Source organism: Devosia sp. Z6_126 (genome assembly GCF_058133495.1).
Genome location: NZ_JBYUNO010000001.1, coordinates 1219778 through 1246171 on the forward strand (window position 1 = coordinate 1219778; position 26394 = coordinate 1246171).

The following is a 26394-nucleotide window of genomic DNA, read 5'->3' on the forward strand; positions in this document are numbered from 1 at the left end:
GTTTGATTGGCCGATCACGAACCGGAGACAGGTGTGTTCACCCCCGCGCATAAATCAATGCCGGCGCTCGATTACGTATCGACCGTCAAGTCTGTCTATAAGGACAGGCGCGCGATGATTTACGGCACGCTGGCCAGCGCTGTCGGCGCGGCCACGACCGCGCTGAAAACCGGATCTCCGCTGCTTTGGGGCATCACCGTCATTTTCCTGTTGATCGCCGTCTTTCGATTTATCGACATGACGCAGTTCAAGCAGGCCGATATCGGTCCAGAGGATGTCGACGCGGCCTATCAGTGGGAAGTGCGCGCTACGCTCTGGGGCGCTTTCGCCGCGCTTGTTTATGGCTCCTGGTGTTTCTTCAGCTTCGTCTTTGTTGATGATCCCGTCGCGGAGATCATCAGCATGGTCACTACCACTGGTTGCATGGTGGGCATTGTCACGCGCAATTTCGGGCTGGACCGGCTCCTCACCCTGCAACTGGTTATTGCCTGCACCCTGATGTGCGCCGGGTTGCTGCTCGGGGGGGATATCTACCACCAGGTTCTTGGCGTCCTGATGCTGCCCATGCTGCTCAGCATGCGCGTATTGGCGCGCGATGTCCGCTTGATCCTCCTTAGCGCGGTTCACCAGCGGGTTGAGGCCTCTCGCCTCGCCATTGAGCTCGATACCGCGCTCGATACGATGCAGCATGGCCTTTGCATGCTTGATAGCCGGGGCTTTATCTCGGTCACCAATGATTATGCCGAAAAGATCTTCCAGGCGCTGGTGCCGGGAGAATGGGGCGGTCGTTGCTTTTCCGACAGCATTGCCCAAGCCGAAGCACACGATACCCTGTCGCACCCGGATGCCCAGAATCTGCTCGATTGCGTTGCCCGGGGCAGTGGCAAGACCGTCCTGAAGCTCGAAACCGGTGAGTTCATCGAAGTTACCGTCAGTTCACGGCGCGAACAAAAGGTGCTGCTGTTCGAAAACATCACCGCGCGCGTCGAGGCGGCCGAGCGGATCAACTTCATGGCGCATTTCGACAGCCTCACCGGTTTGCCGAACCGTGGGCACTTCGCCGAACTGGTGGAAGCCGATCTGGTGCAGCGCCGCACCACGCGCGCCTTTGGCGAGATCGTGCTGATGATCGTGGATATCGACGACTTCAAGCATGTGAACGATACGATGGGTCACCTGATCGGGGACCGCCTGCTGGTGGAGGTGTCCCACCGCCTCGACACCTTGATGGGGGTGGATTGCCTTGTCGGCCGCTTTGGCGGTGATGAGTTCCTGGTTTATCGCGGCGATGTCACCCAGGCAGAGGCAGCGCGCGATGCCGAAGCCATCGTTGCCGTGTTCAAGCCGCCATTCAACATCATGGGCCAGGTCATCGCGGTCAATGTCAGCGTCGGCCTCGTGGTTGAGGACGCCATGGCCGAGGGGCTGGATTCGCTGATGACCAAGGCCGATCTTGCGCTCTACAAGGCCAAGGGCTCGGGCAAGTCGCAGGTGCAGTGCTTCCAGGAAGAAATGGACGTGGATTACCGGTATCGCCAGCGCCTCAAGACCGATCTGCGCCATGCCCTTGATACGGACGCGCTGTCCCTGGTGTTCCAGCCGATCGTTGATATCAAGACCCAGCGCGTGGTCAGCTGCGAAGCGCTGGCGCGCTGGCACCATCCCGAACTCGGACCCATTTCCCCAGCCATCTTTATCCCAATGGCCGAAGAAACCGGCTTGATCTCCGATATCAGCCGCTGGGTGTTGACGACCGCTACGCGCGAATGCCGCTCCTGGCCCGAAGATGTCAGCGTTTCGGTGAACATCTCGGCCCGCGATTTCCGCAATGCCGATGTCGGTGACATGGTCGAGGAGGCGCTGCGCAGTTCCGGCCTGGCACCGCACCGGTTGGAAGTCGAGGTAACCGAAACCGCGCTCATCGAGGAGCGGGACGCGGCCACCAAGATCCTGAGTGGATTGGCGACCAAGGGAATCGGCATTGCGCTTGATGATTTCGGCACCGGCTATTCGTCGCTAAGCTATCTGCAGGCGCTGCCGTTCACCAAGCTTAAGATCGATCGCAGCTTCGTCATGAACATCGCCGCCGATGCGCGGGCCCTCAAGCTCCTGTCCAATGTGGCCCAACTGGGCAAGGACAACAATCTGGTGATCACTGCCGAAGGCGTGGAAACCGAGGACCAGTTGGAGCTGGTTTCCCAGCATACTTGCGTGGATCAAATCCAGGGCTTCCTGTTTGGCGCGCCGCTCCCGCGGCGCGAGATTGCCGAGTTGATCGGCCGCATGCGCATGGCGCAAAGCTTCCCTGCGAAAATCGTCAAAACGGTTAATTCTCGGTAAATGCCCGCCCCTCCGGCGTTTTTGCCGGCGGCACAAAATTTCCCTCGCCAGAAACGCCGCCAAACCCCGCAGTTCCCCTGTTTTCAACATGACTAACAAGTGATTAACTTGTGTCGGGTGTAAGGGGTGATGTGATGAGTGCGGTAGTCACACCCGTTGCTGGGGGCACTTCCCGTTTTGCGGAAGCGCTTGTCGATCTCTTGGACAGGGTCGAGTACCGGCGGGTGAGCGTAGAGGATCAGCTTGATCCAGTGTATCGGCTTCGTTACGAGGCCTATCGGCGGGAGGAATTCATCCCGTTCAACAGCCAGCAGGTGGTGCGCGACGAGTTCGACGAACTGCCCAATGTTTCCTGTTTCGGGGTGCTTATCGACGGGCGGCTGGTGAGTTCCATCCGCGTCCATCATCTGAGCCGAGAGACCCCGGTTTCGCCATCACAGTCGGTGTTTCCTGACCTCCTCGATCCGTTGATTGCGGACGGGGTGAACATGGTGGATCCCGGCCGGTTCACCGCCGATCACGAAGCGACTCTAGCTTATCCGGCCTTGCCCTTTCTGGCCCTGAGGATCGGGGTGATGGCCGCGCGCCATTATGGCGCTCGCTATTGCCTGTCCTCAGTGAGGCCCGAACACTCCGCCTTTTACCGAAGGGTGTTCAACTCCACGCAGTGGGGCGAGGCTCGGTATTATCACGGGCTGCGCTTCCCGATGGTGCTGATGGTGGCCGATGTGCCGGTGATTTATCCGCCGCTGTTGGAGCGATACCCGTTCTTCATGTCCACCGAAGAAGAGCGGCAGGCGCTGTTCGGCTCGCCCAGCGGCTCGGTAAAGCTGGTCGCTCCCAGCGCCCGCATGGCCCGGCGCATTGCCCAACTCGGCGGCTCAGACGAAGGGGAGCTGTGAGAACCGGGCCCTTGTGGTGCACACAGCCGGGCTAAACTCGCGCACGGGGGAGGGCGTGTGGTTCCAGGCAATGTCTCAAGCGTGCGGACCCGCCAAAGGGAGTTTGCCGCAGGTCGGTTCCGGTCCGCTCAGCCAAGTTCCCGCATAGCGTCACCAATCCACGCCAAATTGTCTTGGCGCAGGAAGCCCCAGTTGTAGAAGGCGACTTCTTCGACGCCCCCGGCGCGGAGCGCCTGCACAGCGCCGAGGAATTCGGTTTTGCTCGCAAGGTCGGGATAGGAGGGGCGCAGGATGCCGCGCAGCTTGCCCGCGCCCCTGAGGCGTCGCTGGAGATCGAAAAGGTCGGCGGAAACCCGCTCGGCCGATGCTTCATAAAAGCACGCCTCGATGATTCCAGCCGTTTGCGCCAGCGCGGGCAAATCGCTGCCCTCGTACCAGGCTCCGGCGGTCGGCCGGGCAACAGAGGGGATCACCGAAACCGTTGCATCGGCTCTGACGGCGTCCCGAATTTCACCGACCAAGGAGGTTACGACGCCGCAACGGAAATCCAGAAAGCTCTGGAGCTCGAAGTCTCCCGCCAGGTCGGCTCGCCAGAAGGCTTCCGCCATGTCGGCGGGATAATCGATGCCGCTTTCCAGATAAGCCTCGATGTCGCTGGCAATTTGAGCCTTGAGCCGGCGCGCATCGATGCCGGCTCGTTCCGCACTGGCGAGGCAATGATCGCAAAAGCAAAGCCCGAGCAGGTTTTCAAGCCAGGCATTGGACTTCAGGAGGGCAAATTCGTGGTGAAAGCCATGGGCATAAGGCGTCCAGCCGGGTGCTTCGAGGGAAATGCCCGATACCGGATAACGCTCGGTCACGTCAGTCGCCAGAGCAATGGCATAGGCGCGTGCGTCCGGAGCTGATGGGCAGAGATTGTAAAAATAGGGATCGCCAAAGGCGTTGCGCACGACACTTTCCGGGTGGGCCATCCCCAGCCGCGTATTGTGCAACAGCACCAGCCACACATTGGTAGCCATATCCGAGCGCGTCAGTTCACCAAGAACATCGCCCTCGGCGAGCAGGGCGTTGGCCAGCGGCTGAATTGTGCCATAGCGTGCCGGATCGGCATGGAAATAAACGGTGCCATCCTCGGGAAAATACACCTTGCCCCTGGTGCCACGCGGCCGCAGGAACTTGCCGGCATGATAACTGCCGGCCACTGTTACGGTGTCGAGCCCCAGCCGCCGGAATTCGTCAACGGCCTCGGGAACACCAGCCTCCTGGAGGTCCCAGGCATAGGTATAGATGGCTTTGTAGCTCATCGGCGGACCTCGACAGGAATGGCAGGTTGGAGCGCTGGTGCGCTTGGCCGAAACGGCCGGGATGCAGCAATCTGTAACAAACCTACTTTCGTCGTCAAGCAATCGCCGCGAAGGGCCACCTGTTCATGCGGTGGCAATGACGAATTTGCCCCAAGTGCTGAGGATAGTTGTAAGTTTCTTACATAAAAGGGCGGCGGGCACTCGGAATGCGCCGAGCGCCCGGTTGAGACCTCAGGAAGCGATCTGGTGGATGCGCACACCCGGAACCACTTGCTGGGCAATGTCGCAGAGGTGGCGGTGGTGGGTCAGATAGATCACCTGCCCCACAGTGGCCATTTGGCCAAAGAGCCGAAACACTTCTTCCGAGCGCGGCTCGTCAAAGGTTTCCATGATGTCGTCGGCGATGAACGGTACAGAAGGGCGCACGGCAGCGAACTCGGCATATCCTGCAAGGCGCAAGGCCAAGTAGAGCTGGAACCGCGTGCCTTTGGACATATCGGTGGCGAGCTTGGAGCCGCCGCCGCGCGCGAGCCCAATGAGCGCTTCCCCGTCCTTTTCAGCGCGGGTGGTGAGGCCCGTATATTCGTTGCGGGTAATCAGCTGGAATGCCTGGGACGCGCGTTGCATCATGGAAGAGCGATGCTGTTCGCGGTAGGCATGCAAGGCGTGCTCGGCCACAAGCCCTCCCGCGCGGAGGCGCACAAAGCGCAAGGCGAGCTCCTCGATCTGGAGCAACAAGGTGCGCCGTTCCGCTTCGATCCGGGCAACCGCGTCATCGCCGCCAACCGCAGCGAGTCGTTCCTGCGCCATTGATCTTTCGGCGAACAGCATCCGCCGCCGCTCGTCCAAATCCTCAAGCCTAGCGGCAAGCACCGCCGCCGTTTCGTCCAGCGCCGTACGGTCAATATCGGCAAGCCTGTTCAATGCCGTTTCAAGGCTCGACACGTTCATCTCGCCGACAATGCGGGCTGCAAGCTTGGCTTGCTCATGTTCGAGCCGGTCGCGCTCGGCGCACTGCGCCAGGGCTGCCGCTAACCCGGCCAGGTCCTCCGCGGCAAAGAACTCGAGCAGTTCGCCTTTCTTGGCCTCGCAGACCCGCAGCTCTTGCGCCAGGGACCCCAACTCGGCCTGCAGCGCTTCGAGTTCGCCAGCCTTTTCCATGCGGCGTTGCAGGCTCTGGCGGGCTTGGCGGCTCCTTTGGGCAAGGGCTCCAGCCAGTTGCGGGGCCTGTGCAGGCTCGAACGTCTCCTTCAGCTCGTTGTGCAGTTCCGCCACTCGCTCGCGAAATGCAGCCTGATCGCGCTCCATGGCAGCGATACGATGCTCGGTTTCCTCTCGGTGGCGCAGTTCTGCACCAAGCTCCGCCAAGGCGTCCAGAATTGCCCGCACTGCGCCGGTGCTGGGGGCCTGGTCGGCAAACCAGGTTTCTTCCACCGTTCGGTCCCAGCGGTTCTGCCAGTCTGCTTGCTTGCCCAAAGCTGCGTCTCGAACGCGGCGGCGCGCCAGCAGTTCGCGCTCACGCTCACGCAGCAGTTTGTCCGCGCTTTCGCTTGCCGCCTGAGCGGAGGCGACGGCGTTCAAAGCGTTCTCGGCGCTTTGCAGCAGCGCGGGCACACTCAACGCGCTTGTGTCGGCGCCAGTGGCGGTCAGCGCTTGGGCAAGCTCGTCCCGTTCACGGGTAAGTTCAGCGCGCGTGTCGCTGAGCGCGGCGGTTGCGCCGTCCAGCGTCGCCAGCGCAGCGCGAGCGCGCTCGACCCCCGTGCGCCAATTGTCGATGTCGTCCAGCAATTGGCGTGTGGCGGTGTCGGCGAGTTGATCGAGGTCAGCGGGCAGGCTGGCGCGGAGGGCCGAGCGAAGCGTTTCGAGTTCTGTTGCCGCTTCCTCCAGTTGTGCTTCTTCCTGGGCCAGGCGCGCCTCGGTGGAAGTGAGTTCAGCCGAAAGGCTGCGCATTTCCGCCGTAGCCTGCGCGTTGGCGATGCGGGCGTCAGTTATTTGGTCGGCGGCCGTCATGGTAGCCGCAAATTGCAGAGCGCTGTCGCGGTCGAGACGCTCCAGATGGCGGCCCCAGGCGCCATCGCGTTCGGCCCGCAGGTTTGCAGCCTCGGTATCGTCGATGGCTCCGGCAGCCCGCAAATGCTTGATGCGATTAAGCTGTTCAGTTTGGCGCGCCATCAGTTCCCGCTGGTTCTCCCGGTGCCTTGTTGCGCGTGCCTCCGCTTCGCTGATGCCGCTCCGCCATTGACTGATTTGCGCGACTGTTGGCAATTTGAGGCCAGCCAGATCATCAGCAGTGCCGGACCAGGGCAGCAAGGCAGCCATCGCGCCATCGAACTCCCGTTGCAGCCGCGGGAGCTCTCGGGCATGGATCCGCTCACGGGCGCTAAGGTCGCTTTGGCGCGCGGCGGCGATGCCGGCTTGCAGATTAGCTACAGTCGATGGATCTAAGCTTGGCCGCTTGGCAAGCAAAGTTTGTTGCTCCTGCTCGGCCGCCTCCAAGGCGAGTTGAGCTGCGGTGACTTCCTGCTCGGCCGTCGCGAGCAGCGCGTCGATACCGGAGCGCTGCTCGATCAGGTCGCGCAGGGTTCCGGCAACCGGCGCCGGGATGAGGAGGGCGCGGGCGTCGGCTTGGTCCGCCCGCCCAAGTGAGCGGGTAATGGCGGAGATGCGGGCCTGTTGCTCCAGCAAGGTCTGGCGCCGCTTGGGCAAGTCGTCTTCGGCGGTGCGAAAGCGGGCCGCGGCGTCGGTAAGTGCCTCGATGGGCTCGGCGAGAGCCAGCACGGCCCCGTCCACTGCAATGGCCTCGATCTCGGCACGAAGGCGCTTGGCGCGGCCTTCCAGTTCGGCATTGCGCGTTTGAAGCCGGGTTTCATCGCGCATCAGGCCTGGCAGTTCCTGGCCCCAATGGGCGGGCGGGCGGGGAAGATCCTCCAACTCGGCGAGCGTCTCGGTCAGGCGAGCGTGATCCTGGGCGAGGGGGAATGCGCGTGCAATGCGGCTTAGAGCTTCATGCTCAGCCCGGGCGCGCCCAAGTTCACTGCTGATCTCTTCGTACGCCCTGGTCGCCCGGTCCAGTTCGGCGACGAGGGCATTGTGGGCGGAAGCCTGCACATCAATCTGGTCCCGCTTCGTTTTCAGCTCGGCAATTTGGCGCTTGTGGACGGCAATCTGGGTGGAGCTGGCGCTTTTGCGGTAAATCCCGTCCGCTTCCGCCTTGAGGCCTTCAAGAATGCGGCCGATATCGGCAAGGCCCGTGCTCGCCGAAAATAGCAGCTCTCCTAGATCGCCCCGGCTTTCCAGAATGGCATTGCCGCCATCTTCAAGGGTTTGATCATCGAGCGAGAACATCATGCGATAGGCGTCGCGGGTAAGGCCTGCCAGTGGCGTGCTCAGCAGCGCCTCATTGGCGGGCTGGCCGCGTCCATCGCGCAGCGAATTGGTGCGGCCCTTGACGCGACGCAGCGCATGGTTTTCGTCGTTGAACTCCAAAACCCCGCCAATTTCCATGGACGGATAGGGGTGGAGAAAATTGTAGCGGCTGCGCTCTTCGATGCCGAACAGCAGGTCGAGATAGGCCGAAAGCGAGGTGGATTTCCCCGCTTCATTAAGCCCATAGATAATGTGCAGGTCGGAGGTTCCGGGCTCATGGGCGCCGAAATCGAGCGAAAAATCCGTGAACTTGCCATAGCGAAGCAGGTCGAGGCGGCGCAGGCGCATTAATCGGCCCCGGCTTCGCTTTGACGCAAACGGGCGACCACGTCCTCGCTGCCTTCGCTCAGCACCTGATCGATAAAGGCTTCGAAACCTGCTTCGTCGTCGCCGGCAAAGCGCCGCGCTTCGGGCGGCAAGCTGTCGCGCACATCCTTGACCAGTTGCCGGAGGGTTTCGCGCACGCTGTGCTGGCCGATGCTTTGGGTGCGCATGAGGTCACCCAGTTCGAGCACGGGATCGGCCGAATGACGGATTTCGGCTGTGTTTGGGGAGGTGGTGGCCAGCTCGATCTTTTCGATCCAGGTTTGACCAAGTCCCTCGAGGCGCTGCTCAATTTCGGTGAGGAGCAAGTCGCGATCGCGGCGCATGCGCCAGCTCAGGGGCGTTTCACCCGCCAGCTTGAGGCGCAGCACCAGATGGGGCGCTGCGGTGGCGGCGCGTAAGGCGGCGACGCTGCTTTCAAGCGCGTCGATGACTTCGCGCCAGGATTGCTGGCCCGAAAGATCAACCGCGAGCCGCTCGAACTGGGCAATGCTGGTCAGCCTTTCCTCGACGGTTACCGAGCGATCATCGGCGATGGTCACCAGCGATACGGTTTTAGGGCCGGCCTCGTTGATGTCGCGGCCCTGGGGCATTCCGGGCATGATGACATGGCGGTCGCCGGGGTGATGGGCGCGGGCGTGGACATGGCCTAAGGCCCAGTAATCAAAGCCCCATTCCTGCAGGTCGGCGAGGCTGCAAGGGGCGTAATTGTCGTGGCCCGGCGCGCCGGCGAGGCTGGTGTGCATGATGCCGATATGGGCGGCGTCGGGGGAGGGGGCGCGGAACTTTGGCAGCAGGCTTTCGGGGGCGTGCGGACGCGAAAAGCTCAATCCATGCAAGGAGATATCGAGGGCGCCGCGGCGGAGGGTGATTGTTTCGGCGCGGCTGCCGAAGATCTTGACGCTGTCGGGCAGGATCAGTTCCTGGGTGATCTTGGAGAGCGCATCGTGGTTGCCGCGGACGATGAAGACGGCGATGCCGGCTTCGTGCAGGCGGCCAAGCTGGGTGGCGATGAAGCGGGCAGTCTTCATCGAGGTCTGATCGCCGTCATAAAGATCGCCCGCGATCACGAGGGCATCGACCTGCTCGGCTAGGCAAAGATCGACGACAGAAACAAGCGCTTGGCGGGTCGCGTCGCCGACCAGTTGCCCCAGATCGGCATTGCGTAATGCCAGGGAGCGGAGGGGGGAATCGAGGTGAATATCGGCGGTGTGGACGAAGCGGAAGGGCATGAAAGGGAGCTCGTCGGAGGGGCGCGGCGCGTGGGCACTATACTTAACAATGTCATGCCAGAGGGGCGGGGTATATCGCAAGCGCTTGGGATGGCCGAGTTTAGAACAAGGAAAATGCGGCAGCACGATAGCGTTGCAAACCTTCCTGCCGCGGTTCCGCCACAAAGATGAACGGACTATGAACAGGTCAATCGCGGGAACAAAGTGGAGCTTGGTTCCATTGGGTGAGCACACCCAAGCAGGGAGCCAAGGTCATGAGTTTTCCACCCATCGATCCCAGCCCGACCGCGCCTGATCCGGGGCCGGTGCCGCCGATCTTTCCGCGCCCGATCGATGATGCGCCCAAAGAAGGTGACCTGCCGGTGCCCGATCCAACCAATCCCAATGACAATGCGGAGCCTGGGCCCACCATGCCGCCGGAGCGCTCGCCATTTCCGGACAGTGCCGGCGGGTGAAGATCGCGACCTTTAACGTCAACGGCATCAATGGACGGCTTGCCGTGCTGCTGCGCTGGCTCGAGGAGGCGGCGCCCGATGTGGTGTGCCTGCAAGAACTCAAGGCGCCCGATGAGCGGTTCCCCCGCAAGGAAATCGAACAGGCCGGCTATGGCGCCATCTGGCTGGGCCAAAAAAGCTGGAACGGGGTGGCGCTGCTGGCGCGGGGCACCGAGCCGGTGGAAACCCGGCGCGGGCTCGTGGCCGATGCCCAAGATGAGCACAGCCGTTACATCGAGGGGGCGGTCAATGGCGTGCTGGTGGGCTGCCTGTACCTGCCCAATGGCAACCCGGCGCCGGGGCCGAAATGGGACTATAAATTGCGCTGGTTCGAGCGCTTTACCCGGCATGCGGCCGAGCTGATCGCGGCCGATATCCCTGCCGTGCTGGCGGGGGACTATAATGTGATGCCGACCGAGCTCGATGTGTACAAGCCCGAGCGCTGGACCAAGGACGCGCTGTTTCGCCCCGAAGTGCGCGCCGCCTATCAGGGCCTGCTCGAGCAGGGCTGGACCGATGCCCTGCGCACCAGGCATCCGGGCGAGCGGATCTATACGTTCTGGGACTATTTCCGCAACGCCTATGAGCGCGATGCCGGCTTGCGGCTCGACCATCTGTTGCTGGCGCCAGCCCTGGCCGACCGGCTGGAAGACGCCGGCGTTGATCGGAACGTGCGCGGCTGGGACAAGGCGAGCGACCATGCGCCAACCTGGATCGTGCTGCGCTAGGCGTTTCGTAGGGCTAAGGGGGCACAGCCATGAGCCAGGAACTGCTGATCTTCATCGTGATAGGTTTTTGCGCCCAGATTGTTGACGGGGCGCTGGGCATGGCCTTTGGCGTGATCTGCACCACGGCCCTGCTGTCTATCGGCCTGCCGCCGGCAGCGGCAAGCGCGCTGACGCATGTGACCGAAATCTTCACCACCGCCGCTTCGGGCGCCTCGCATGCCTATCATCGCAATGTGGACTGGAAACTGGTGGCCTGGCTGGCGCCGGCGGGCATGATCGGCGGTGCGATCGGCGCCTATCTGCTGTCCAGCATCGATGCGAGTTTCATGGAGCCGCTGGTGTCGATCTATCTGATCGGCTTTGGGTTCTACATTCTCTACAAGGCGTTCCGTCAATTCCAGCCGCGCCAGGTGAGCGACAAGCTGGTGCCCGGGATCGGGCTGGGGGGCGGGCTGCTCGACGCCATGGGCGGGGGCGGCTGGGGGCCGATCGTCACCTCGTCGCTGGTGGGGCGGGGGCATGATCCCAAAAAGGTCATCGGCTCCACCAGCCTGTCGGAATTTCTGGTGACGGTGACGATCTCGCTCACCTTTGTTTTGACGCTGGGCTGGACCCAGTTCAACGCCGCTATCGGCCTCATCATCGGCGGCGTGCTGGCGGCGCCAATCGGCGCCCTCCTCGTCAAACGCCTGCCGCTGCGCCCGCTAATGGTGGCCGTGGGGGCGGTGATCATCGGGACGTCGGTGTATCGGTTTTTGTAGGCATCTCGCCGTAAACAGCCGGCGAACGGTGCTTTCGCGGCTGGGTGCTTGACCCGATGGGGTGCGCGGCTTCCCCTTGCGGCGACGGCGAGGACCGTTGGGGAGCAGCAAAGTGGCGGCAGGGGTGATGCGGGCGGCGGTGGTGCGGGCGCCGGGCGGGGCCGAGGTGTTGAGGATCGAGGAGCGGCCGATCCCCCAAGCCAAGGACGGCGAGGTTTTGATCCGCGTCCGCGCCTTTGGCGTCAACCGGTCCGAGGTTTACACAAGGCAGGGCCATTCGCCGGGCGTTTCCTTCCCCCGCATTTTGGGGATCGAAGCGGTGGGGGAAGTGGCCGAGGCTCCCGGCGGCGATTTCAGCGTCGGGGACCGCGTCGCTACCGTCATGGGTGGCATGGGGCGGCAGTTCGATGGCGGCTATGCGCAATATTGCGTTGTTCCGGCCCGCCAGGTGCGGCGGGTCGAGGCCCAATTGCCCTGGGAAGTGCTGGGGGCGCTGCCCGAAATGGGGCAAACGGCCTGGGGCGCGTTGTTCAAGGGGCTGCGCCTGCAGCAAGGCGAACGGCTGTTGATCCGCGGCGGCACCACATCGGTGGGGCTCACCGCCGCGAGCCTTGCCGCGCGGTTCGGAGCGGAGGTGATCGCCACCACAAGGCGCGAGGACCGGCGCGACCTGCTCGAGCGCTTCGGGGCCCACCAGGTGATGATCGATGACGGCGAGATCGCCCCGGCCATTCGCGCCCAGTGGCCCGAGGGGGTGCACAAGGTGCTCGAATTGGTGGGCACGACAACGCTGCGCGATTCGCTGGCCTGCGCTGCCGAAGGGGGCGTTGTGTGCTCAACCGGCATGGTCGGCGACGCCTGGACGCTGCCCAATTTCGAGCCGATGATCGACGTTCCCCATCTGGTTGGTTTGTCGACCTATGCCGGTCGGGTGGAGGAATTTTTGGAGATGCCGCTCAATGAGATGGCGGAGGACGTGGCGGCCGGGAGACTGCTGCTGCCGCTCGGACCCCGGTTTACGCTTGAGCAGATCGCTGAAGCGCATCGCTGCATGGAGGAAAACCGGGCGGGCGGGAAAGTCGTGGTGGTGACCTGAGGGGGCGTCGCAGGGGCGCCGTGGCCGGCTATCATCAGGTGGGGAAGTGGTGCCGCTTGCGTGACTCGAACACGCGACCCCATCATTACGAATGATGTGCTCTACCAACTGAGCTAAAGCGGCAACGCAGGCGGAGATAGCAGGGGGCGCGGGGGTTTGCAAGGGTTGCTGCGTGGGGGGCGGGCAGGATCTGTGCGCGGCCGTGTTGCGGCGTTGCAGCAGCGGGGCGGGGTGGACGGGGGGACTTCTTGCTTCCTGCTTCTCTCAGGAGGGGACGGTGGGACTGGGGGATGGCTCGGGGCCAAACGGCCCCCCTCCCCGGCCCTCCCCGCGAGGGGGAGGGTGGGGATCGGGGCTTTCGTCGCGTTTTGCTTCAGTAAGGCCCTGTGGCGGAGGCGGCGGCCCTCGTGGGGTGTTGAGGGAACCCCCTCCCTTGATCCCTCCCCACAAGGGGGAGGGTTTCGCCTGCGGCTCTGGTGGAAAAGGGAGTTTTTGGATGGTGCGGAGGCAGGGCGGATACCATCCCGGACAGCCGCTCGAGCAAGGCCCCCAGGCGAAGAGCGAGGGTCGAGGGTTGCGTTGCAGTGACCAAAAAAATCAGGCGGGGATGGTGGCTTGGTGGAGGGGGGTGCCGGTTTGGTCGATGAAGGTGATCTCGAGGCGGTCGCGGGCGAGGGTTGCGGATAGAAAGCCGAGGGATGCGGCGGCAAAGCCCGCGGGCCCGACGGGGGTGACGGGGCGCTGTTCGGCGCCCCCGCCGCTGGTGAGGAAATGGATGCCGTCGCGCTCGGTGTGTTCCAGATTGTGGTCGTGGCCGTTGAGATAGATTTGGACGCGGTGGCGCTTGAGGATAGGGAGGACGCCCTCGACGAGGGCAGGGCTGTCGCCGTGCTGGCCGTGGGAAAATACGGGATGGTGCCCGACCACGATCTTCCAACGGGCGGTGCTGGCGCCCAGCATGGTATCGAGCCAATCGAGCTGGGCGCGGGCGGCGGCGCCGGTGAAAAACCAGCGATTGGCGAAGTTGAGGTTCACAAGGCCCGTGGTGTCGAGGAAAAAGAAATCGGCGCCAGTGCCGTCGATGAGGCGGTATTGCTCGACATAATAGCGGGCGGGCAGGGTCCAGCGGTCGCTGCGCAGGGCATAGGCGAGCTCGGCATCGGGCTGGCCGCCGTAATCGTGATTGCCGAGCACCACATACCAGGGCACCTGGAGGGCCGGATCGGCATAGATGGTTTCAAAGGCCGCCTGCCAGAGCGGATCGGCGGTGTCGGCGACGCCGCGATCATAGAAATTGTCGCCGGTGGAAATGATGAAGGCGGCGGCGCGGGTTCTGGCTTCCTGCGCCAGTTGGGCGGCGACGGTGGTGGCATCGGCGAGGGCGCGGGGCTGGCCCCAATCCCCCAGAGCGAGGAAAGACAGGGTCGCGGGAGCGGGCGGCGCGGCTGCGCGGGCGGGGCCGAATAGCCAGGGAAGCGTGGCAAGGGCACCGGCGCCCCCAAGGAACTGACGCCGCGATGCACTCATAAGCCCGATGCTCCCATGGGGCGGGCCCCTCAAGCCCCGACTGACGTCGGAGCGGGGCGGCGCCGGGAGGCCATCCTCAGCCCCGATCTGGGCGGGACGGTGGCGGTCGCTTACTGGCTCGCGGGTTGGGGCAGGGGCAGGGGTTCGGCGGCGACGGCGGGCAATTGGCTCGGCGTGGTTTCAAGCGTGGGGCGGTGCACGGCGGTGACGGGGACCTTCCACTCAAAGGCGTCGAGGCGGCCCGAAACGGGGGAAATGGGCTCCCACTCGTCGGAGGTGATGCCGTCGGCGGTCCAGACCGGGTCGCGCGGGGCGCGCACGGCCCGGGCGAGCCATTCGCGCGCCTTGCCCTGATCGCCATTCTGGCCTTCCTCGATTTCGGCCATGAGGGTGCAAACGCCCTGGGTGGCTTCGGGGCCGTTGAAGGGGGCAAGGGCATTGCGCGCGAGGGGCCAATCATAGGCATCAATGGCGGCGCGGGCCAGCACCATGGCGGCGGCGCGCGTCGCCGGCGGAGTTTCGATCAGTTCGCGCACACGCTTGAGGCGCTCCAGCGCCGAAGCGCCGGGCTGGGCATTGGCGTAAAGGGCGGCAGCATCGGGGTGGCCGGTGGCGCGCCAGATGCGGCGCAAGAGGCTCATGGCCTTGCGGGTTTCGCCGCGGTTGATGTGGATGCGCGCGGCAATGAGGGCGGCGGGCACGAAATCGGGCAGGAGCTTGAGGGCGGTCAGCGCGTGGTCGAGCGCGACGAGCGGATCGGTGTTTTCCGTTTCACGGGCGCGGGCGGTTTCGATCACGGCCTGGCGGCGGCGCTTGACGGCGCGTTCCTCCCTATTGGCGACGGGCTCGGCATTGACCATGGCCACGGCTTCCGCCCATTGGCCATTACGGGTGAGATCATCGAACACGGCCGAGGCCGCCCAGCCGCTGGCCGGCGCGAGGGCAAGGGTCTTGCGGGCAAAGGTGAGGGCGGCGTCCGAGCGGTTCTGGGCGCGGGCCTGGTCGTAAAGGCCGGTCAGGGCCGCCACGGCGGTTTTTTCGCTGGCGATGAGGGCACGGTAATGCTCGCGGGCGGCGGACATGTCCCCGAGCGCGAGATCGGCGCGCGCTTCGAGCAGCTGGGCGGCGGCATTGCCGGGCAGGCGCGCCTGGGCTTCGCGAGCGAGCGCGCGGGCGCGGGCGGGATCACCGGACTGCAGGGCGATAAAGGCGTCCGACAGTGCGTCGACACCCTGCTCCTTGCGGCGTTCGCGGCCGCGGCGGGAGATGGCGCCGGGGGTGGCGAGGATGCGGCTGACGATCGACCAGACCACGATGATGATGACCGCGACCAGCAGCAGCATGAAGATCGCGGCGCCCAGCTGGGGCTGCATGCGATAGCCGCCAACCTCAAGGGTCAGCGTGCCGGGGAGCGCAATCAGCCAGGCGATGCCGGCGGTGATGAGGAGGCTCGCGACAATCCAGGAGGCAAGGCGGATCATGATGCGGCCTCGCCACTCAGCGCCTGGGCCCGCAGGGTATCAAGGAAGCGGGCCGCTTCCGCTTCGGTTGCAACCAGGGTTGGCACGTCGCCCGCGGCGGCGCGCATCGGCTCGGGCAGTTGGGCAAAGAGCGCCTCGGCGGCGGCCCAATCGCGCCGGGCGATCGCGGCTTCAAGGCGCGTGACGACGGCTTCGGGGTCATCGCCTTCACGCTCGCCCACCGGGCGGATGGCGACGGCGGAGCGCAGCCAATCCAGCGCGCCCTCGGCCCAGCCGGCCTGTGGGTCGGCGGGGCGGCCGGCGAGAATGGCGGGCAAAACCTCGTTGAAGCGCTGCGCCACCTGATCGGGGCGGGCAATACCGGTGGCAGCGCCATTGGCGATGGGCAGCGGGATGGAGACGGCCGGCAGCGCGGCGCGCAGGGCACCCAGCTCGGCCTCATAGGGGCGACCCGTGCTGAAAGCGGCTTCGAGGCCCGAAAGGATCAGGGGCAGCTGCAGCACGGCGCCGATATCCTCGGGCTGGCCCGCCAAGGTCGCGGTAGTTTGCGCGACGGCGGTATCGAGATTGCGCAGATTGGCTTCGGTGGTGCCGAGGCGCGCGGCCAGTTCGTCAACGCGCGGCGGCAGGGCGTTGAGCTGGTCGACCTGGGCGGGGAGCGTTTCGAGCTGGGCAACCTGCGCCGGAAGAGCGCTGAGCTGTTCGACTTGAGCGGGCAGGGCACTGAGTTGCTCGACCTGCTGGGGCAGGGTGCTGAGCTGGTCCACCCGACCGGCGAGACCAGCAAGGTCGGTGCGGAGCGCCTCGAGGGCGGCCGGATCGGCCGGGACTGCAGCGCCAGGGGGTGCAGCAGGCGCTCCGGGAGCAGCGGCGGGGCGGGCGTCGAGTTCGTCAATCCGGGTCTGGAGGGCGGCGATCTGGGTTTCGATGCCGCTCAGGTCCACCGGTGCCGCAGCGGGCGCGGGGGCGGCCGGCTCGGCCGTTTCCAGTTCAGCAATGCGGCTGTGGAGCGCTGCGAGTTCGGCCTGGGTGGTTTGGGTGACGGTTTCGAGCTCGGGAATGGCGCTGGCGAACTGGGCGAGACGCGGATCCTCGGGCGCCGGCGTGGGCGTGGGCAGATCGGGGGTGGGCCAGAGGCCGGCAAAGGCGAGGCCATAAGCGGCGGCAAGGCCCAGCAGGCCCCCGCCAACAACAGCGCCGGCCGTGGCGCCGGTGCGGGAACCCGACCTGGCCGTTGTGGGGGCAGGAGCCGCATCGCGGGAGGAGCCCAAGGGCGAAGATTTGGGCGCGGATTTGGGCGCCGGGCCGGGTTGGGGCCGATCGGCCTTGCCGCTATCGCTGTCGCCGGGGCGCGCCTTGAGGTCGAGCACGGGCGGCTTCACAGGCCCGGTGCGGGTTTCGGCCGGCTTGCTGTCCTGGGGCGCAGCGTTGGGGGAGCCGGCATCCTTGGCTGCGGGATCCGCCGGTTTGGCAGTGCCGTTCTTGGGGTCGGTATCGTCGGCCATCAGCAGGCTCCCTGTGGTTGTCCGATCATGGCGCAGTTTGCTCGCGGGTGAAAGCCAGGGCCAGGGCCATCATGGCTTCTTCACTCGGATGATCAGCCAGCCCGATGCGGTTGAAATGGGCCGAGATCAAGGGCTCGGCCACGGCTTCCGAAAGACACAGCATGGTGGAGGCGCTGCGCTCCTTGTGGTCGAGCTTGCCTTCGAGCAGCTCAACGAAGATTTCGGCGGTGCGCCGGGAATAAAGCAGCGTCGCATCGATGCTGCCATCGGCAAGCTGCCTGATCACCGGCTCGGGCAGGGCATCCACCGCGACCATGTCATAAACGCGGGTGGTCACCACCATGAGCCCGAACGGGGCCAGGGACTTGCCGAGGTCGTGGCTCATATGCTTGCCGGCGGGATAAAACACCGGGCCATCGAGGCGGGCGCGCACCAGGGCATTAACCAGCTCGGTTGCGGTGCCATCGGCACTGACCACGTCGGTGCAGCCCATCTGGCGGGCCTCCCAGGCGGTGCGGTCGCCCACGGCAAAGACGGGCAGGTGGATATAATGCTCGAGGGCACCCCGATCGTCGAGGGCGCGCAGGGCATTGGCCGAGGTGACGGCCATGGCGGCAAAGCCATCCTGGGGCGGCAGGCTGGAATCAAGGGTCAGCCGAGTCATCAGCGGCGCGACGAGCCCGGTTATGCCGAGGGCTTCGAGCCGCAGCAGGGTGGACTGCGCATCGGGCTCGGGGCGGGTGACGAGCATGGTGGTCATGAGCGCGCCCATTGCGCGAGCCATTCGGTGCCGGCCTGGCCCACCAGGTCTTCGCCCACGGCGCGGCCAAGCTCGGCCGTATCGGTGCCGGTGGCGGCGCTGTCAAAGGCCATGGCGCCATCAAGGCTGAGGATCTGGCCCTTGAGGGTCAAGGTGGTCCCATCCCAGACGGTGCGCGCGCCAACAGGCGTGCGGCAGGAGCCATCGAGCACGGCGAGCATGGCGCGTTCGGCCTCGACTGCGCGGTGGGTGGTGAGGTGATCCAGTGGGGCAACGAGCTCGGCCGCGCGCGCATCGTCGCTGCGCACGGCAACGCCAATGGCGCCCTGGGCGGGGGCGGGCATGTAGATATCGGGGTCAAGCAGCGCGGTGGCGCGATGGGTTTCGCCCAGGCGATTGAGACCGGCAAGGGCCAGCATGGTGGCATCGGCGATGCCATTGGTGAGCTTTTCGAGCCGGGTGCCGACATTGCCGCGGAAGGGGACAATGTCGAGATCGGGACGCTGGCGCAGCACCTGGGCGGCGCGGCGAATGGAGGAGGTGCCGAATTTGGCGCCTTCGGGCAGGGCATCGATGCCGGCATAATGGACCGAGATGAAGGCGTCGCGCACATCCTCGCGCTCGAGGAAGGCGGCGATGCGGATGCCCGGGGGCAGGCGCGTCGCCACATCCTTGGAGGAATGCACGCCGATATCGACGCGGCCATCGAGCATGGCGTCGTCGATCTCCTTGGTAAAAAGCCCCTTGCCACCGATATCGAGCAGGCTGCGATTGGTGGCTTGGGTGCGGTCACCGGCGGTGGAGATGACTTCGATGGCGATCTCCTCCTCGGGAATATGGTGCAGCGCGCACAGCCGGCTGCGCACCAGACGCGCCTGGGTGAGCGCCAGCGGGGAGCCGCGGGTACCGATCCGGAGGAAGAACTGGGACGATTGCAATTTCTTGGCGTCCTATAGTAGGCAGAAGCTCCCGAGGGAGTAGACCAGTTCAACGTGACCGGGCAAGCGCAAGCGACCATATTGGGCATAGAGACCAGCTGCGACGAAACCGCCGCAGCCGTGGTTGTGCGCGAGCAATCCGGCAAGGGCGTCATTCGTTCCAATGTCGTGCGCTCGCAACTGGATGAACATGCAGCCTTTGGCGGGGTCGTGCCCGAACTGGCGGCGCGGGCGCATGTGACCTATCTCGACCACATCATTGCGCAGGCCTGCCGCGAGGCGGGAATAGCGCTCGATGAGGTGGATGCCATTGCGGCAACGGCCGGGCCGGGCCTGATCGGGGGCGTGCTGGTGGGGCTGACCACCGGCAAGGCGCTGGCCGCCGCGCTGGGCAAGCCTTTCTTGGCGGTCAATCACCTCGAAGCCCATGCGCTGACGGCGCGGCTGACCAATGGGGTGCAGTTTCCTTATCTGATGCTGCTCGTGTCCGGCGGGCACAGCCAGTTCGTGCTGGTGCGCGGCGTGGGCGATTACGAACGCTGGGGCACGACCATCGACGATGCACTGGGGGAGGCCTTCGACAAGGTGGCGAAGCTCCTCAGCCTTGGTCATCCCGGCGGGCCGGCGGTGGAAAAGACTGCTCTCGCGGGCGATCCCAAGCGGTTCCGCTTTCCCCGGCCGCTGCTGCGCGAAGCGCGGCTCGATTTTTCCTTTTCCGGGCTTAAAACGGCGGTGCGGCTGCAGGCCGAAGCGCTGGCGCCGCTGAGCGACCAGGATGTGGCCGACATTGCCGCGAGCTTTCAGGCCGCGGTAGCCGAGGTGGTCGCAGTGCGGGCGGGACAGGCGCTGGAGCGGTTCGCGGCCGAGTTGCCGAGTGCCCCGCCGGTGCTGGTGGTGGCGGGGGGCGTGGCGGCCAATCGCAGCATTGCCGCGGCGCTGGACGCGGTGTGCCGCAAGGTGGGGGCGCAGCTGGTGGTGCCGCCTATTGCGCTTTGCACCGATAATGGAGCGATGGTGGCCTGGGCCGGGGCCGAGCGGTTTGCGCTGGGCGTGCGCGACGGGCTTGATGCGGTAGCGCGTCCGCGCTGGCCGCTGGATCTGCCCGACATGAAGGTGACGCCCGATGCGGCTTGAAACAGCCCTGGTGGTCGGCGGTGGTGCCTGGGGCACGGCCCTGGCGCAGGCCGCTGGCATGGCCGGGCGTGGCGTGACGCTCCTCGTGCGGGACGCGGCGCAGGCCGAGGAAATCAACAGCGCCCACACCAACGGGCGTTACCTGGGCGAGCAGGTGCTGCTGCCCGGATTGCGGGCAGTCATGAGGGCCGAGCCGGCGGACTTTGTGATCATGGCTGTGCCGGCGCAGGCGACGCGCGCGGCCTTGCGCGGGCTCGATCCCGCGCTGCTCGCGGGCAAGCCGGTGGTGCTGAGTGCAAAAGGGCTGGAAGCGGGGAGCCTGCAGCGGCAAAGCGAGATTTTGGCCGATGTGGCGCCCGAGGCGGTGCCCTTCGTGCTCTCCGGCCCCAGCTTTGCTGCCGATGTGGCGGCGGGGCGCCCGACCGCGGTGACGCTGGCGGGGGATGATGCGGGGGACAGCTCGGCGCTGGCCGCAGCGCTGGCCGGCCCGCATTTTCGCCCCTATGCGGCCGATGACCGGATCGGGGTTGAGGTGGCGGGCGCGCTCAAGAACATTTATGCGCTGGCTTGTGGCGCCGTCGAGGGCGCGGGGCTTGGGTTGTCGGCGCGTTCGGCGCTGATCGCGCGCGCTTACGCCGAAATGTCGCGGCTGGTGGTGGGCATGGGCGGCTCAACCCGCACGCTGACCGGCTTGGCGGGATTGGGCGATCTGTGCCTGACCTGCACCTCGCCGCAATCGCGCAATTACCTGTTTGGCATTGCCCTGGGGCAGGGACGCACGGTCGCCGAAATCATGGGGGCGGGCGCCAAGCTGGCCGAAGGGGTGGCCACGACGCCCGTCGCGGCAGCGCTGGCGCGCCGGCTGGGCGTCGATGCACCGCTGGTGGATGCCGTGGACCAGGTGCTCAATCAACACGCCGGAATTGAAGATGTGGTGGCGGGCCTGATGTCCCGGCCGCTCAAACGAGAGGACTAAACTATGCTTTACGCCATGATCGCCAAGGATAAGCCCGGCACGATGGAGCAGCGGCTCGCGACGCGCCCGGTGCATCTCGAGCATCTGGAAAGCCTTGGGCAAACGCTGCGGCTCGCCGGCGCCCTGCTCGATGACGCCGGCCAGCCTGAGGGCTCGCTGATGGTGGTGGAAGCGGAAAGCCTCGAGGCTGCTACGGCGATGTTCATGGCCGACCCTTTCATCAAGGCGGGGATTTTCGGCAGCTACGAGATTAAGCCCTGGCGCGTGGCGTTCGACCATATGTCGCCCAAGGCCTGACCCGGTGGCCTATTGGCTGATGAAATCGGAGCCCAACGTGTTCTCGTTTGGGGACATGATGGCCAAGACCGCGCGCGGCGAGCCCGAAGCCTGGCATGGCGTGCGCAATTATGCGGCGCGCAACAATATGCGGGCGATGCAGATCGGGGACGAGGCGTTTTTCTACCACTCCAATATCGGCAAGGAGATCGTGGGGATCATCCGGGTGATCGCGCTCGCCCATCCCGACGATACGGCCGAGCTCAATGCCAAGGGCGAAGTGGTGTGGGAGTGCGTGGACGTGGAAGCGGTCAAGCCGCTGCCGCGGCCGGTGACGCTGGCGACGATCAAGCAGACGCCCGAGCTGGAAGAGATCGAGCTGCTGAAGCTGTCGCGGCTGTCGGTGTCAAAGGTGCGGCCCGAGGAATGGGAGCTGATCTGCCGGATGGGTGGGTTGTAGTTTTTCAGCCATCACGCGCGCGGGTGGGCCTGCACACCCGCCCCTCAAGGGGGAGGGGAGGCGGAGCCGCGGGATTATTGCTAAGCTTTTGGGAGCGCTGAGGCGGCAGGTTCGCACTGCTGGCGGCGCGCGGAAAAATCTTGGGATGGGCCCCGGCTTGGGGCCGGGGTGACAATCGGGTGTTTGGATAGGCTTGTGGGTGGGCTGATGGACCCCCACCCCTTGGCCATTCGAGCATAGCTCTCATGGCCTTCTCACCTCGGAGCGCTCCACTGGAGCGCTCCGCCGCCTTCGCGGACGGCTCGAAGCCCCTCAAGGGGGAGGGAGGGCCGGGACCTTGCGCCCGGTGCGCTTGGCCCCAGGCCGTGTCACAGAGGCCAAGTGACCAAAACTAGGTTTCGACGACCACCGGGGGGACATGGGTGGGCTCGCTCGAGGGGGCGTATTTGTTGAGGAGGCTGAGCTGGCTGAGGGAGAACAGCACAGTCAGTGGCATCACGCCCCAGACCTTAAAGGTGACCCAGAAGTCGGTGGAGAAATTGCGCCAGAGCACTTCGTTGATGACGGCAAGGACGAGGAAGAACAGGCCCCAGTTGAGGGTCAGCTTGCTCCAGCCTTCGGGGCGCAGCTTGTAGACGTCGCCAAAGACGTATTTCAGCAGCGATTGGCCAAAGAGGAGGCCGCCCAGCAGCACCGCGGCGAACAGGCCATTGGTGATGGTGGGCTTCATCTTGATGAAGGTTTCGTCCTGCAGCCAGAGCGTCAGGCCGCCAAACACCAAGACGACCACGCCCGTGACCAGTGGCATGACCGCGATCTTGCGCAGGATCAGCCAGGAGGCAAGGAGCGAAACGACCATGGCTCCCATGAACCAGGCCGTCGCGGCAAAGATATCGGCGCGGCTGTTGACGATAAAGAAAACGACCAGCGGCCCCAGTTCGAGACCGAGCTTGATGATCTGAGGCCGAAGTTCGTCCCAGGCGATCTCGGGTTCGGCTTGGTTGGGCATTGTTGCATAACTCTTGTTACTTGCGCAGCAGTCTGGGGTGAGTTGCCCGAAACGGCAAGGGATCACTAGGACCTAAGCATGGTGATAATTAGGCTGAGGGCCGGATTATTCCCGGCCCGCGATGGCGCGCGCGAAATCGGTGGCGGCAAAGGGCTCGAGATCGTCGACCCCCTCGCCTACGCCGATGAAGTGGACGGGCAGGCCGAAGCGCCTGGCGATGGCGACGAGAATGCCGCCGCGGGCGGTGCCGTCGAGCTTGGTCATGACGATGCCGGTGACGCCGGCGCGGGTGCCAAAGATCTCGGCCTGTTTGAGGGCGTTCTGGCCGGTGGTGGCATCGAGCGTCAGGAGCGTGGCGTGCGGGGCGGTGGGATCGACCTTCTTGATGACGCGGATGATCTTTTCGAGCTCGTTCATCAGCTCGTCGCGGTTCTGCAGGCGCCCGGCGGTATCGATGATGAGGATGTCGCGCCCTTCAGCCTTGGCTTGCGTGACCGCATCAAAGGCGAGACCCGAGGCGTCCGAGCCTGCGGGGCGCGACACGACGGGCGAGCCGGTGCGCTGGCCCCAAACCTGGAGCTGCTCGATGGCGGCGGCGCGGAAGGTGTCGCCCGCGGCCAGGAGCACGGAGCGGCCTTCGCTCGTCCACTTTTGCGCCAGCTTGCCGATGGTCGTGGTCTTGCCCGAGCCGTTGACGCCCACCATCAGCACCACAAAGGGCTTGTGGGTGGGATCGATGTGGAGGGGCACGGCGACAGGGGCGAGCACTTTTTCCACTTCGGCGGCGAGCACGGCGCGCACATCATCGCCGCTGACCTCGCGGTTGAAGCGGTCGCGGCGCAGGGTGTCGGTGATGGCGGTGGCGGTGTCGATGCCCAGATCGGCCTGGATCAGCACGTCTTCCAATTCATCGAGCGTGGCCGCATCGAGCCGGCGCTTGGTGAAGACGCCGGTGATGGAAGTGGTGAGCTGGTCCGAGGAGCGCTTGAGGCCGGTGGAGAGGCGCTGGAACCAGCCCAGGCGCACGGGCTCGGCGGTGGCGGGCGCGGGTATGACGGGAACGGCTTCGGGCACGCCTTCGGCCAGATGGGCGGCGGTGGCGGCTTCGGCTTCCTCCTCGAGCTCCTCCACATAGGCGGGGGTAGTTTCGGGCGGGCCGGGGAGCAGCTCGTCAGGTGCGGTGGTGTCGGGCTCGGGCTCGGGCGTCGGCGGCACCGGCTCGGGTGCTGGGGCCTCGAGTTCGGGCTCGGGCGTGGGTTCAGCGTCCTCGGGCAGGGCTTCGGGCGGCGCGGGGATGGGCTCGGCGGGGGCAGGCTTGGGTTCCTCGCCGATGATTTCGCCCCACAGGCGCTTGAAGAAGCCGGGTTTTTCTTGTGCCATTGTTGTTGCTCCTCAAGCTTTTTCTTGTGCGGCAGCATGCTGCGACAGGCGCAGGATGCGGGGGCAGGCGAGTGCGTCGGGCACTCAGGCGGCGGCCTGCAGCGCCTCGCCAACCAGACCTTCGGGCGTGGTGCCCGTGATGCGAACGGCGAGCAGGTCGCCGGGTTGCGTGCCAGGGACGGCGACGGGCATGAACTGCTCGGTGCGCCCGAGACCATCGCGCTCGACCAGCACATGCTCGATCTGGCCGACCCGCGCTGCGGCGAGCGCGGCCCATTGCCGATCGCCGGCGGCGCGCAGGAGGGCCGCGCGTTCGCGCGCCACGGCTTTGCTCACCTGGGGCATGCGCGCGGCAGGGGTGCCGGGGCGCGGGGAATAGGGAAAGACGTGGAGATAAGTCAGCCCCGCCTCGGCCACGATGGCCAACGTATTGGCGAACATGGCGTCGTCTTCGGTGGGGAAGCCCGCGATGATATCAGCGCCAAACACCATGTCGGGGCGCAGGCTGCGCAGCTTGTCGACGATGGCGAGCGCATCGGCGCGGCTGTGGCGGCGCTTCATGCGCTTGAGGATCATGTCGTCGCCCGACTGCAGCGACAGATGCAGATGGGGCATCAGGCGGCGATCGCCCGCGACCACGTCATAAAGTGCCTCATCGGCCTCGATGGAATCGATGGAGGAAATGCGCAGGCGCGGCAGGTCGGGCACATGGCGCAAAATGGCCTGGGCCAGCTTGCCGAGGGTCGGGGTGCCGGGCAGGTCGCCGCCATAGGAGGTGATGTCGACCCCGGTCAGCACCACTTCCTTGTAGCCATTGGCGACGAGTTTTTTACACTGATCGACGACGAGGCCCATGGGAACTGAACGGGAAGGGCCGCGGCCAAAAGGAATGATGCAAAAGGTGCAGCGGTGGTCGCACCCGTTCTGGACCTGCACGAAGGCGCGAGCGCGCCCATCCATGCCCTCGATCAGATGGCCCGCGGTTTCCCGCACGCTCATGATGTCGTTGACCTGGACCTTGTCGTTGAGCGGGGTGCCAAAGACCATGGGCGCGTAGCTTTTGGCCTCGAGCTTGTCGGCATTGCCGATTACGAGATCGACCTCGGGCATGTCGCCAAACGAGCGCGCTTCGGTCTGGGCGGCGCAGCCGGTGACAATGATCCGCGCCTCGGGATTGTCGCGCCGCGCCTTGCGCACGGCCTGCTTGGCCTGGCGGACAGCTTCGGCGGTGACGGCGCAGGTGTTGACGATCACGGCATTGTCGAGCCCGGCCTTTTGGGCTTCGGTCTTCATCACCTCGGCTTCAAAGGCGTTGAGGCGACAGCCAAATGTCAGGGTTTGAACTGCCATCAGGCGGCGGCCTCGCTGCGCGTCCAGGCGCCGGTGGCGGGATCGAGGGTGCCGGCCCATTCAGTTTCGGCAGGGCCGGTCAGCACCACATGATCGTCCCCACGCCATTCGATGACGAGATCGCCGCCGGGCAGGCTGACGGTCGCCTTGCGGGCGGTGCGGCGGGTGCGGGCGCCGTTGACCACGGCAGCGCAGGCGGCGGTGCCGCAGGCCTCGGTCAACCCAGCGCCGCGCTCCCAGGTGCGCAGCACGATGCGATCGGGCGCGAGGACCTGGGCAATGGAGATATTGCAGCGCTCAGGGAAGATGGGGTGGTTTTCGAGCATGGGTCCGAAGCGATCAAGCGCAAAGCCCCAGACATCGGTGTGCACCCAGAAGGTCGCATGCGGATTGCCCATGGACGCGACCGAAGGAGAATGGAGTACGGGCGCATCGATGGGCCCGATCTGCAGCTCGATCTTGCGGGTATCGGCAAATTCCTCGGCCAAGGGGATTTCGTACCAGGCGAGCTTGGGTGTGCCCATATCGACGGTGATCGAGCCATCGGGATGTTCGTCGCCGGTGAGGAGGCCCGCGACGGTTTCGAACACGAAACTCGTGGTGCCGGTCTGGGCGGAGAGCGCCTGGACGACGCAGCGCATGCCGTTGCCGCAGGCCTGGGCGCGCGAGCCATCGGAATTGATGATGTCGACCAGCGCCGCGGTGCCGGGGATGCGGGGATCATGGAGGGCCATGATCTGATCAAAGCGAGTGCCGGGCGTGGCGTTGATGGCAATGGCCGCTTCGGGCGTGATGCGGCCGGCGCGGCCGCGCAAATCGGCCACGATGATCTGGTTGCCCAGCCCATTCATTTTCCAAAACGGCACGCCGTCCACGTTCGGCCTCGCTGCCCAGTGTTGTTGCAGGGCCCTATATGGCGGATCGGGCGGCAAATTGCCAGTGCGGCGCCATGTCTGGACCAGGGCGGGCAATGGAGGTGGCCTGAGGGCCG

Annotated in this window: 22 protein-coding genes and 1 tRNA gene; 10 read left to right on the forward strand and 13 right to left on the reverse strand. The window is 65.4% G+C overall.

From position 1 onward, the window contains the following. Nucleotides 1-33: 33 nt before the first annotated feature. Together AC3YOG_RS05955 and AC3YOG_RS05960 are read left to right on the forward strand one after the other, a co-directional pair. Nucleotides 34-2340, forward strand: coding sequence for a putative bifunctional diguanylate cyclase/phosphodiesterase (locus AC3YOG_RS05955; RefSeq protein WP_489889681.1), 2307 nt, complete (start codon nucleotides 34-36; stop codon nucleotides 2338-2340). A gap of 134 nt (nucleotides 2341-2474) precedes the next feature. Further along, entirely contained in the window at nucleotides 2475-3242 is a 768-nt protein-coding gene (locus AC3YOG_RS05960; protein WP_489934434.1) for an N-acyl amino acid synthase FeeM domain-containing protein, read from the forward strand. A gap of 128 nt (nucleotides 3243-3370) precedes the next feature. Here the strand turns inward: AC3YOG_RS05960 and AC3YOG_RS05965 are convergent, their stop codons facing one another. From AC3YOG_RS05965 to AC3YOG_RS05975, 3 genes are all read right to left on the reverse strand, one after another. Beyond that, complete coding sequence (locus AC3YOG_RS05965) at nucleotides 3371-4546, reverse strand: hypothetical protein (protein ID WP_489934435.1); 1176 nt, start codon at nucleotides 4544-4546, stop codon at nucleotides 3371-3373. A 231-nt stretch (nucleotides 4547-4777) separates the two neighbouring features. After that, complete coding sequence (locus tag AC3YOG_RS05970) at nucleotides 4778-8260, reverse strand: ATP-binding protein (RefSeq protein ID WP_489934436.1); 3483 nt, start codon at nucleotides 8258-8260, stop codon at nucleotides 4778-4780. Further along, nucleotides 8260-9528, reverse strand: coding sequence for a metallophosphoesterase family protein (locus AC3YOG_RS05975; RefSeq protein ID WP_489934437.1), 1269 nt, complete (start codon nucleotides 9526-9528; stop codon nucleotides 8260-8262). The genes AC3YOG_RS05970 and AC3YOG_RS05975 overlap by 1 nt, the downstream gene beginning before the upstream one ends. 254 nt (nucleotides 9529-9782) lie before the next feature. Between AC3YOG_RS05975 and AC3YOG_RS05980 the strand changes: the two genes are divergently transcribed. From AC3YOG_RS05980 to AC3YOG_RS05995, 4 genes are all read left to right on the forward strand, one after another. Beyond that, nucleotides 9783-9983, forward strand: coding sequence for a hypothetical protein (locus tag AC3YOG_RS05980; RefSeq protein WP_127754703.1), 201 nt, complete (start codon nucleotides 9783-9785; stop codon nucleotides 9981-9983). Further along, entirely contained in the window at nucleotides 9980-10750 is a 771-nt protein-coding gene (xth, locus tag AC3YOG_RS05985) for an exodeoxyribonuclease III (RefSeq protein ID WP_489934438.1), read from the forward strand. Before AC3YOG_RS05980 ends, xth begins: the two co-directional genes overlap by 4 nt. A gap of 29 nt (nucleotides 10751-10779) precedes the next feature. Beyond that, nucleotides 10780-11511, forward strand: coding sequence for a sulfite exporter TauE/SafE family protein (locus AC3YOG_RS05990; RefSeq protein WP_489934439.1), 732 nt, complete (start codon nucleotides 10780-10782; stop codon nucleotides 11509-11511). A 97-nt stretch (nucleotides 11512-11608) separates the two neighbouring features. After that, complete coding sequence (locus AC3YOG_RS05995) at nucleotides 11609-12607, forward strand: zinc-binding alcohol dehydrogenase family protein (RefSeq protein ID WP_489934440.1); 999 nt, start codon at nucleotides 11609-11611, stop codon at nucleotides 12605-12607. A gap of 47 nt (nucleotides 12608-12654) precedes the next feature. On the opposite strand, the gene AC3YOG_RS06000 is transcribed toward AC3YOG_RS05995, so the two are convergent. The 6 genes from AC3YOG_RS06000 to hemC form a co-directional block, all read right to left on the reverse strand. After that, nucleotides 12655-12730: transfer RNA gene (locus AC3YOG_RS06000), tRNA-Thr, on the reverse strand. A gap of 474 nt (nucleotides 12731-13204) precedes the next feature. Then, the gene (locus AC3YOG_RS06005; RefSeq protein ID WP_489934441.1) at nucleotides 13205-14134 is read right to left on the reverse strand and encodes a purple acid phosphatase family protein; all 930 of its coding nucleotides are present in this window, start codon (nucleotides 14132-14134) and stop codon (nucleotides 13205-13207) included. Between the two features lie 110 nt (nucleotides 14135-14244). Next, the gene (locus tag AC3YOG_RS06010; RefSeq protein WP_489934442.1) at nucleotides 14245-15615 is read right to left on the reverse strand and encodes a heme biosynthesis protein HemY; all 1371 of its coding nucleotides are present in this window, start codon (nucleotides 15613-15615) and stop codon (nucleotides 14245-14247) included. Then, a complete protein-coding gene (locus tag AC3YOG_RS06015) occupies nucleotides 15612-17120 on the reverse strand; it encodes a COG4223 family protein (RefSeq protein ID WP_489934443.1) in 1509 nt (502 codons plus the stop codon). Before AC3YOG_RS06015 ends, AC3YOG_RS06010 begins: the two co-directional genes overlap by 4 nt. 25 nt (nucleotides 17121-17145) lie before the next feature. Beyond that, nucleotides 17146-17880: a uroporphyrinogen-III synthase gene (locus AC3YOG_RS06020; protein WP_164854905.1), complete on the reverse strand. Its 735-nt coding sequence runs from the start codon at nucleotides 17878-17880 to the stop codon at nucleotides 17146-17148. Then, nucleotides 17877-18818, reverse strand: coding sequence for a hydroxymethylbilane synthase (gene hemC, locus AC3YOG_RS06025; protein ID WP_489889690.1), 942 nt, complete (start codon nucleotides 18816-18818; stop codon nucleotides 17877-17879). The genes AC3YOG_RS06020 and hemC overlap by 4 nt, the downstream gene beginning before the upstream one ends. A gap of 78 nt (nucleotides 18819-18896) precedes the next feature. Here hemC and tsaD point away from each other — a divergent pair, with 78 nt between their 5' ends. Genes tsaD through AC3YOG_RS06045 form a run of 4 tightly spaced genes read left to right on the forward strand, consistent with a single transcriptional unit; the run spans nucleotide 18897 to nucleotide 21664 of the window. Continuing rightward, nucleotides 18897-19952 carry a tRNA (adenosine(37)-N6)-threonylcarbamoyltransferase complex transferase subunit TsaD gene (gene tsaD / locus AC3YOG_RS06030; RefSeq protein WP_489934559.1) on the forward strand — a complete coding sequence of 352 codons (1056 nt, stop codon included), beginning with the start codon at nucleotides 18897-18899 and terminating at the stop codon, nucleotides 19950-19952. Continuing rightward, entirely contained in the window at nucleotides 19942-20928 is a 987-nt protein-coding gene (locus tag AC3YOG_RS06035) for an NAD(P)H-dependent glycerol-3-phosphate dehydrogenase (protein WP_489934444.1), read from the forward strand. Before tsaD ends, AC3YOG_RS06035 begins: the two co-directional genes overlap by 11 nt. A 3-nt stretch (nucleotides 20929-20931) precedes the next feature. Next, nucleotides 20932-21225 carry a YciI family protein gene (locus AC3YOG_RS06040; RefSeq protein ID WP_489934445.1) on the forward strand — a complete coding sequence of 98 codons (294 nt, stop codon included), beginning with the start codon at nucleotides 20932-20934 and terminating at the stop codon, nucleotides 21223-21225. 4 nt (nucleotides 21226-21229) lie between these two features. After that, nucleotides 21230-21664 carry an EVE domain-containing protein gene (locus tag AC3YOG_RS06045; RefSeq protein WP_489934446.1) on the forward strand — a complete coding sequence of 145 codons (435 nt, stop codon included), beginning with the start codon at nucleotides 21230-21232 and terminating at the stop codon, nucleotides 21662-21664. A gap of 391 nt (nucleotides 21665-22055) precedes the next feature. Here the strand turns inward: AC3YOG_RS06045 and AC3YOG_RS06050 are convergent, their stop codons facing one another. From AC3YOG_RS06050 to dapF, 4 genes are all read right to left on the reverse strand, one after another. Then, on the reverse strand, nucleotides 22056-22673 hold the full coding sequence (locus tag AC3YOG_RS06050; RefSeq protein ID WP_489934447.1) for a septation protein A: 618 nt from the start codon (nucleotides 22671-22673) through the stop codon (nucleotides 22056-22058). 105 nt (nucleotides 22674-22778) lie between these two features. Next, a complete protein-coding gene (ftsY, locus tag AC3YOG_RS06055) occupies nucleotides 22779-24053 on the reverse strand; it encodes a signal recognition particle-docking protein FtsY (protein WP_489934448.1) in 1275 nt (424 codons plus the stop codon). Between the two features lie 84 nt (nucleotides 24054-24137). Next, entirely contained in the window at nucleotides 24138-25403 is a 1266-nt protein-coding gene (mtaB, locus tag AC3YOG_RS06060; RefSeq protein WP_489934449.1) for a tRNA (N(6)-L-threonylcarbamoyladenosine(37)-C(2))-methylthiotransferase MtaB, read from the reverse strand. Next, nucleotides 25403-26254: a diaminopimelate epimerase gene (gene dapF, locus AC3YOG_RS06065; RefSeq protein ID WP_489934560.1), complete on the reverse strand. Its 852-nt coding sequence runs from the start codon at nucleotides 26252-26254 to the stop codon at nucleotides 25403-25405. The genes mtaB and dapF overlap by 1 nt, the downstream gene beginning before the upstream one ends. Between the last annotated feature and the right edge of the window lie 140 nt (nucleotides 26255-26394).

Coding starts and splice junctions, on each gene's coding strand:
- AC3YOG_RS05960 (WP_489934434.1), top strand. CDS start 2,475: ATGAGTGCGGTAGTCACACCCGTTGCTGGGGGCACTTCCCGTTTTGCG.
- AC3YOG_RS05965 (WP_489934435.1), bottom strand. CDS start 4,546: ATGAGCTACAAAGCCATCTATACCTATGCCTGGGACCTCCAGGAGGCT.
- AC3YOG_RS05970 (WP_489934436.1), bottom strand. CDS start 8,260: ATGCGCCTGCGCCGCCTCGACCTGCTTCGCTATGGCAAGTTCACGGAT.
- AC3YOG_RS05975 (WP_489934437.1), bottom strand. CDS start 9,528: ATGCCCTTCCGCTTCGTCCACACCGCCGATATTCACCTCGATTCCCCC.
- AC3YOG_RS05980 (WP_127754703.1), top strand. CDS start 9,783: ATGAGTTTTCCACCCATCGATCCCAGCCCGACCGCGCCTGATCCGGGG.
- AC3YOG_RS05990 (WP_489934439.1), top strand. CDS start 10,780: ATGAGCCAGGAACTGCTGATCTTCATCGTGATAGGTTTTTGCGCCCAG.
- AC3YOG_RS06005 (WP_489934441.1), bottom strand. CDS start 14,134: ATGAGTGCATCGCGGCGTCAGTTCCTTGGGGGCGCCGGTGCCCTTGCC.
- AC3YOG_RS06010 (WP_489934442.1), bottom strand. CDS start 15,615: ATGATCCGCCTTGCCTCCTGGATTGTCGCGAGCCTCCTCATCACCGCC.
- AC3YOG_RS06015 (WP_489934443.1), bottom strand. CDS start 17,120: ATGGCCGACGATACCGACCCCAAGAACGGCACTGCCAAACCGGCGGAT.
- AC3YOG_RS06020 (WP_164854905.1), bottom strand. CDS start 17,880: ATGACCACCATGCTCGTCACCCGCCCCGAGCCCGATGCGCAGTCCACC.
- AC3YOG_RS06035 (WP_489934444.1), top strand. CDS start 19,942: ATGCGGCTTGAAACAGCCCTGGTGGTCGGCGGTGGTGCCTGGGGCACG.
- AC3YOG_RS06040 (WP_489934445.1), top strand. CDS start 20,932: ATGCTTTACGCCATGATCGCCAAGGATAAGCCCGGCACGATGGAGCAG.
- AC3YOG_RS06050 (WP_489934447.1), bottom strand. CDS start 22,673: ATGCCCAACCAAGCCGAACCCGAGATCGCCTGGGACGAACTTCGGCCT.
- ftsY (WP_489934448.1), bottom strand. CDS start 24,053: ATGGCACAAGAAAAACCCGGCTTCTTCAAGCGCCTGTGGGGCGAAATC.
- mtaB (WP_489934449.1), bottom strand. CDS start 25,403: ATGGCAGTTCAAACCCTGACATTTGGCTGTCGCCTCAACGCCTTTGAA.
- dapF (WP_489934560.1), bottom strand. CDS start 26,254: ATGAATGGGCTGGGCAACCAGATCATCGTGGCCGATTTGCGCGGCCGC.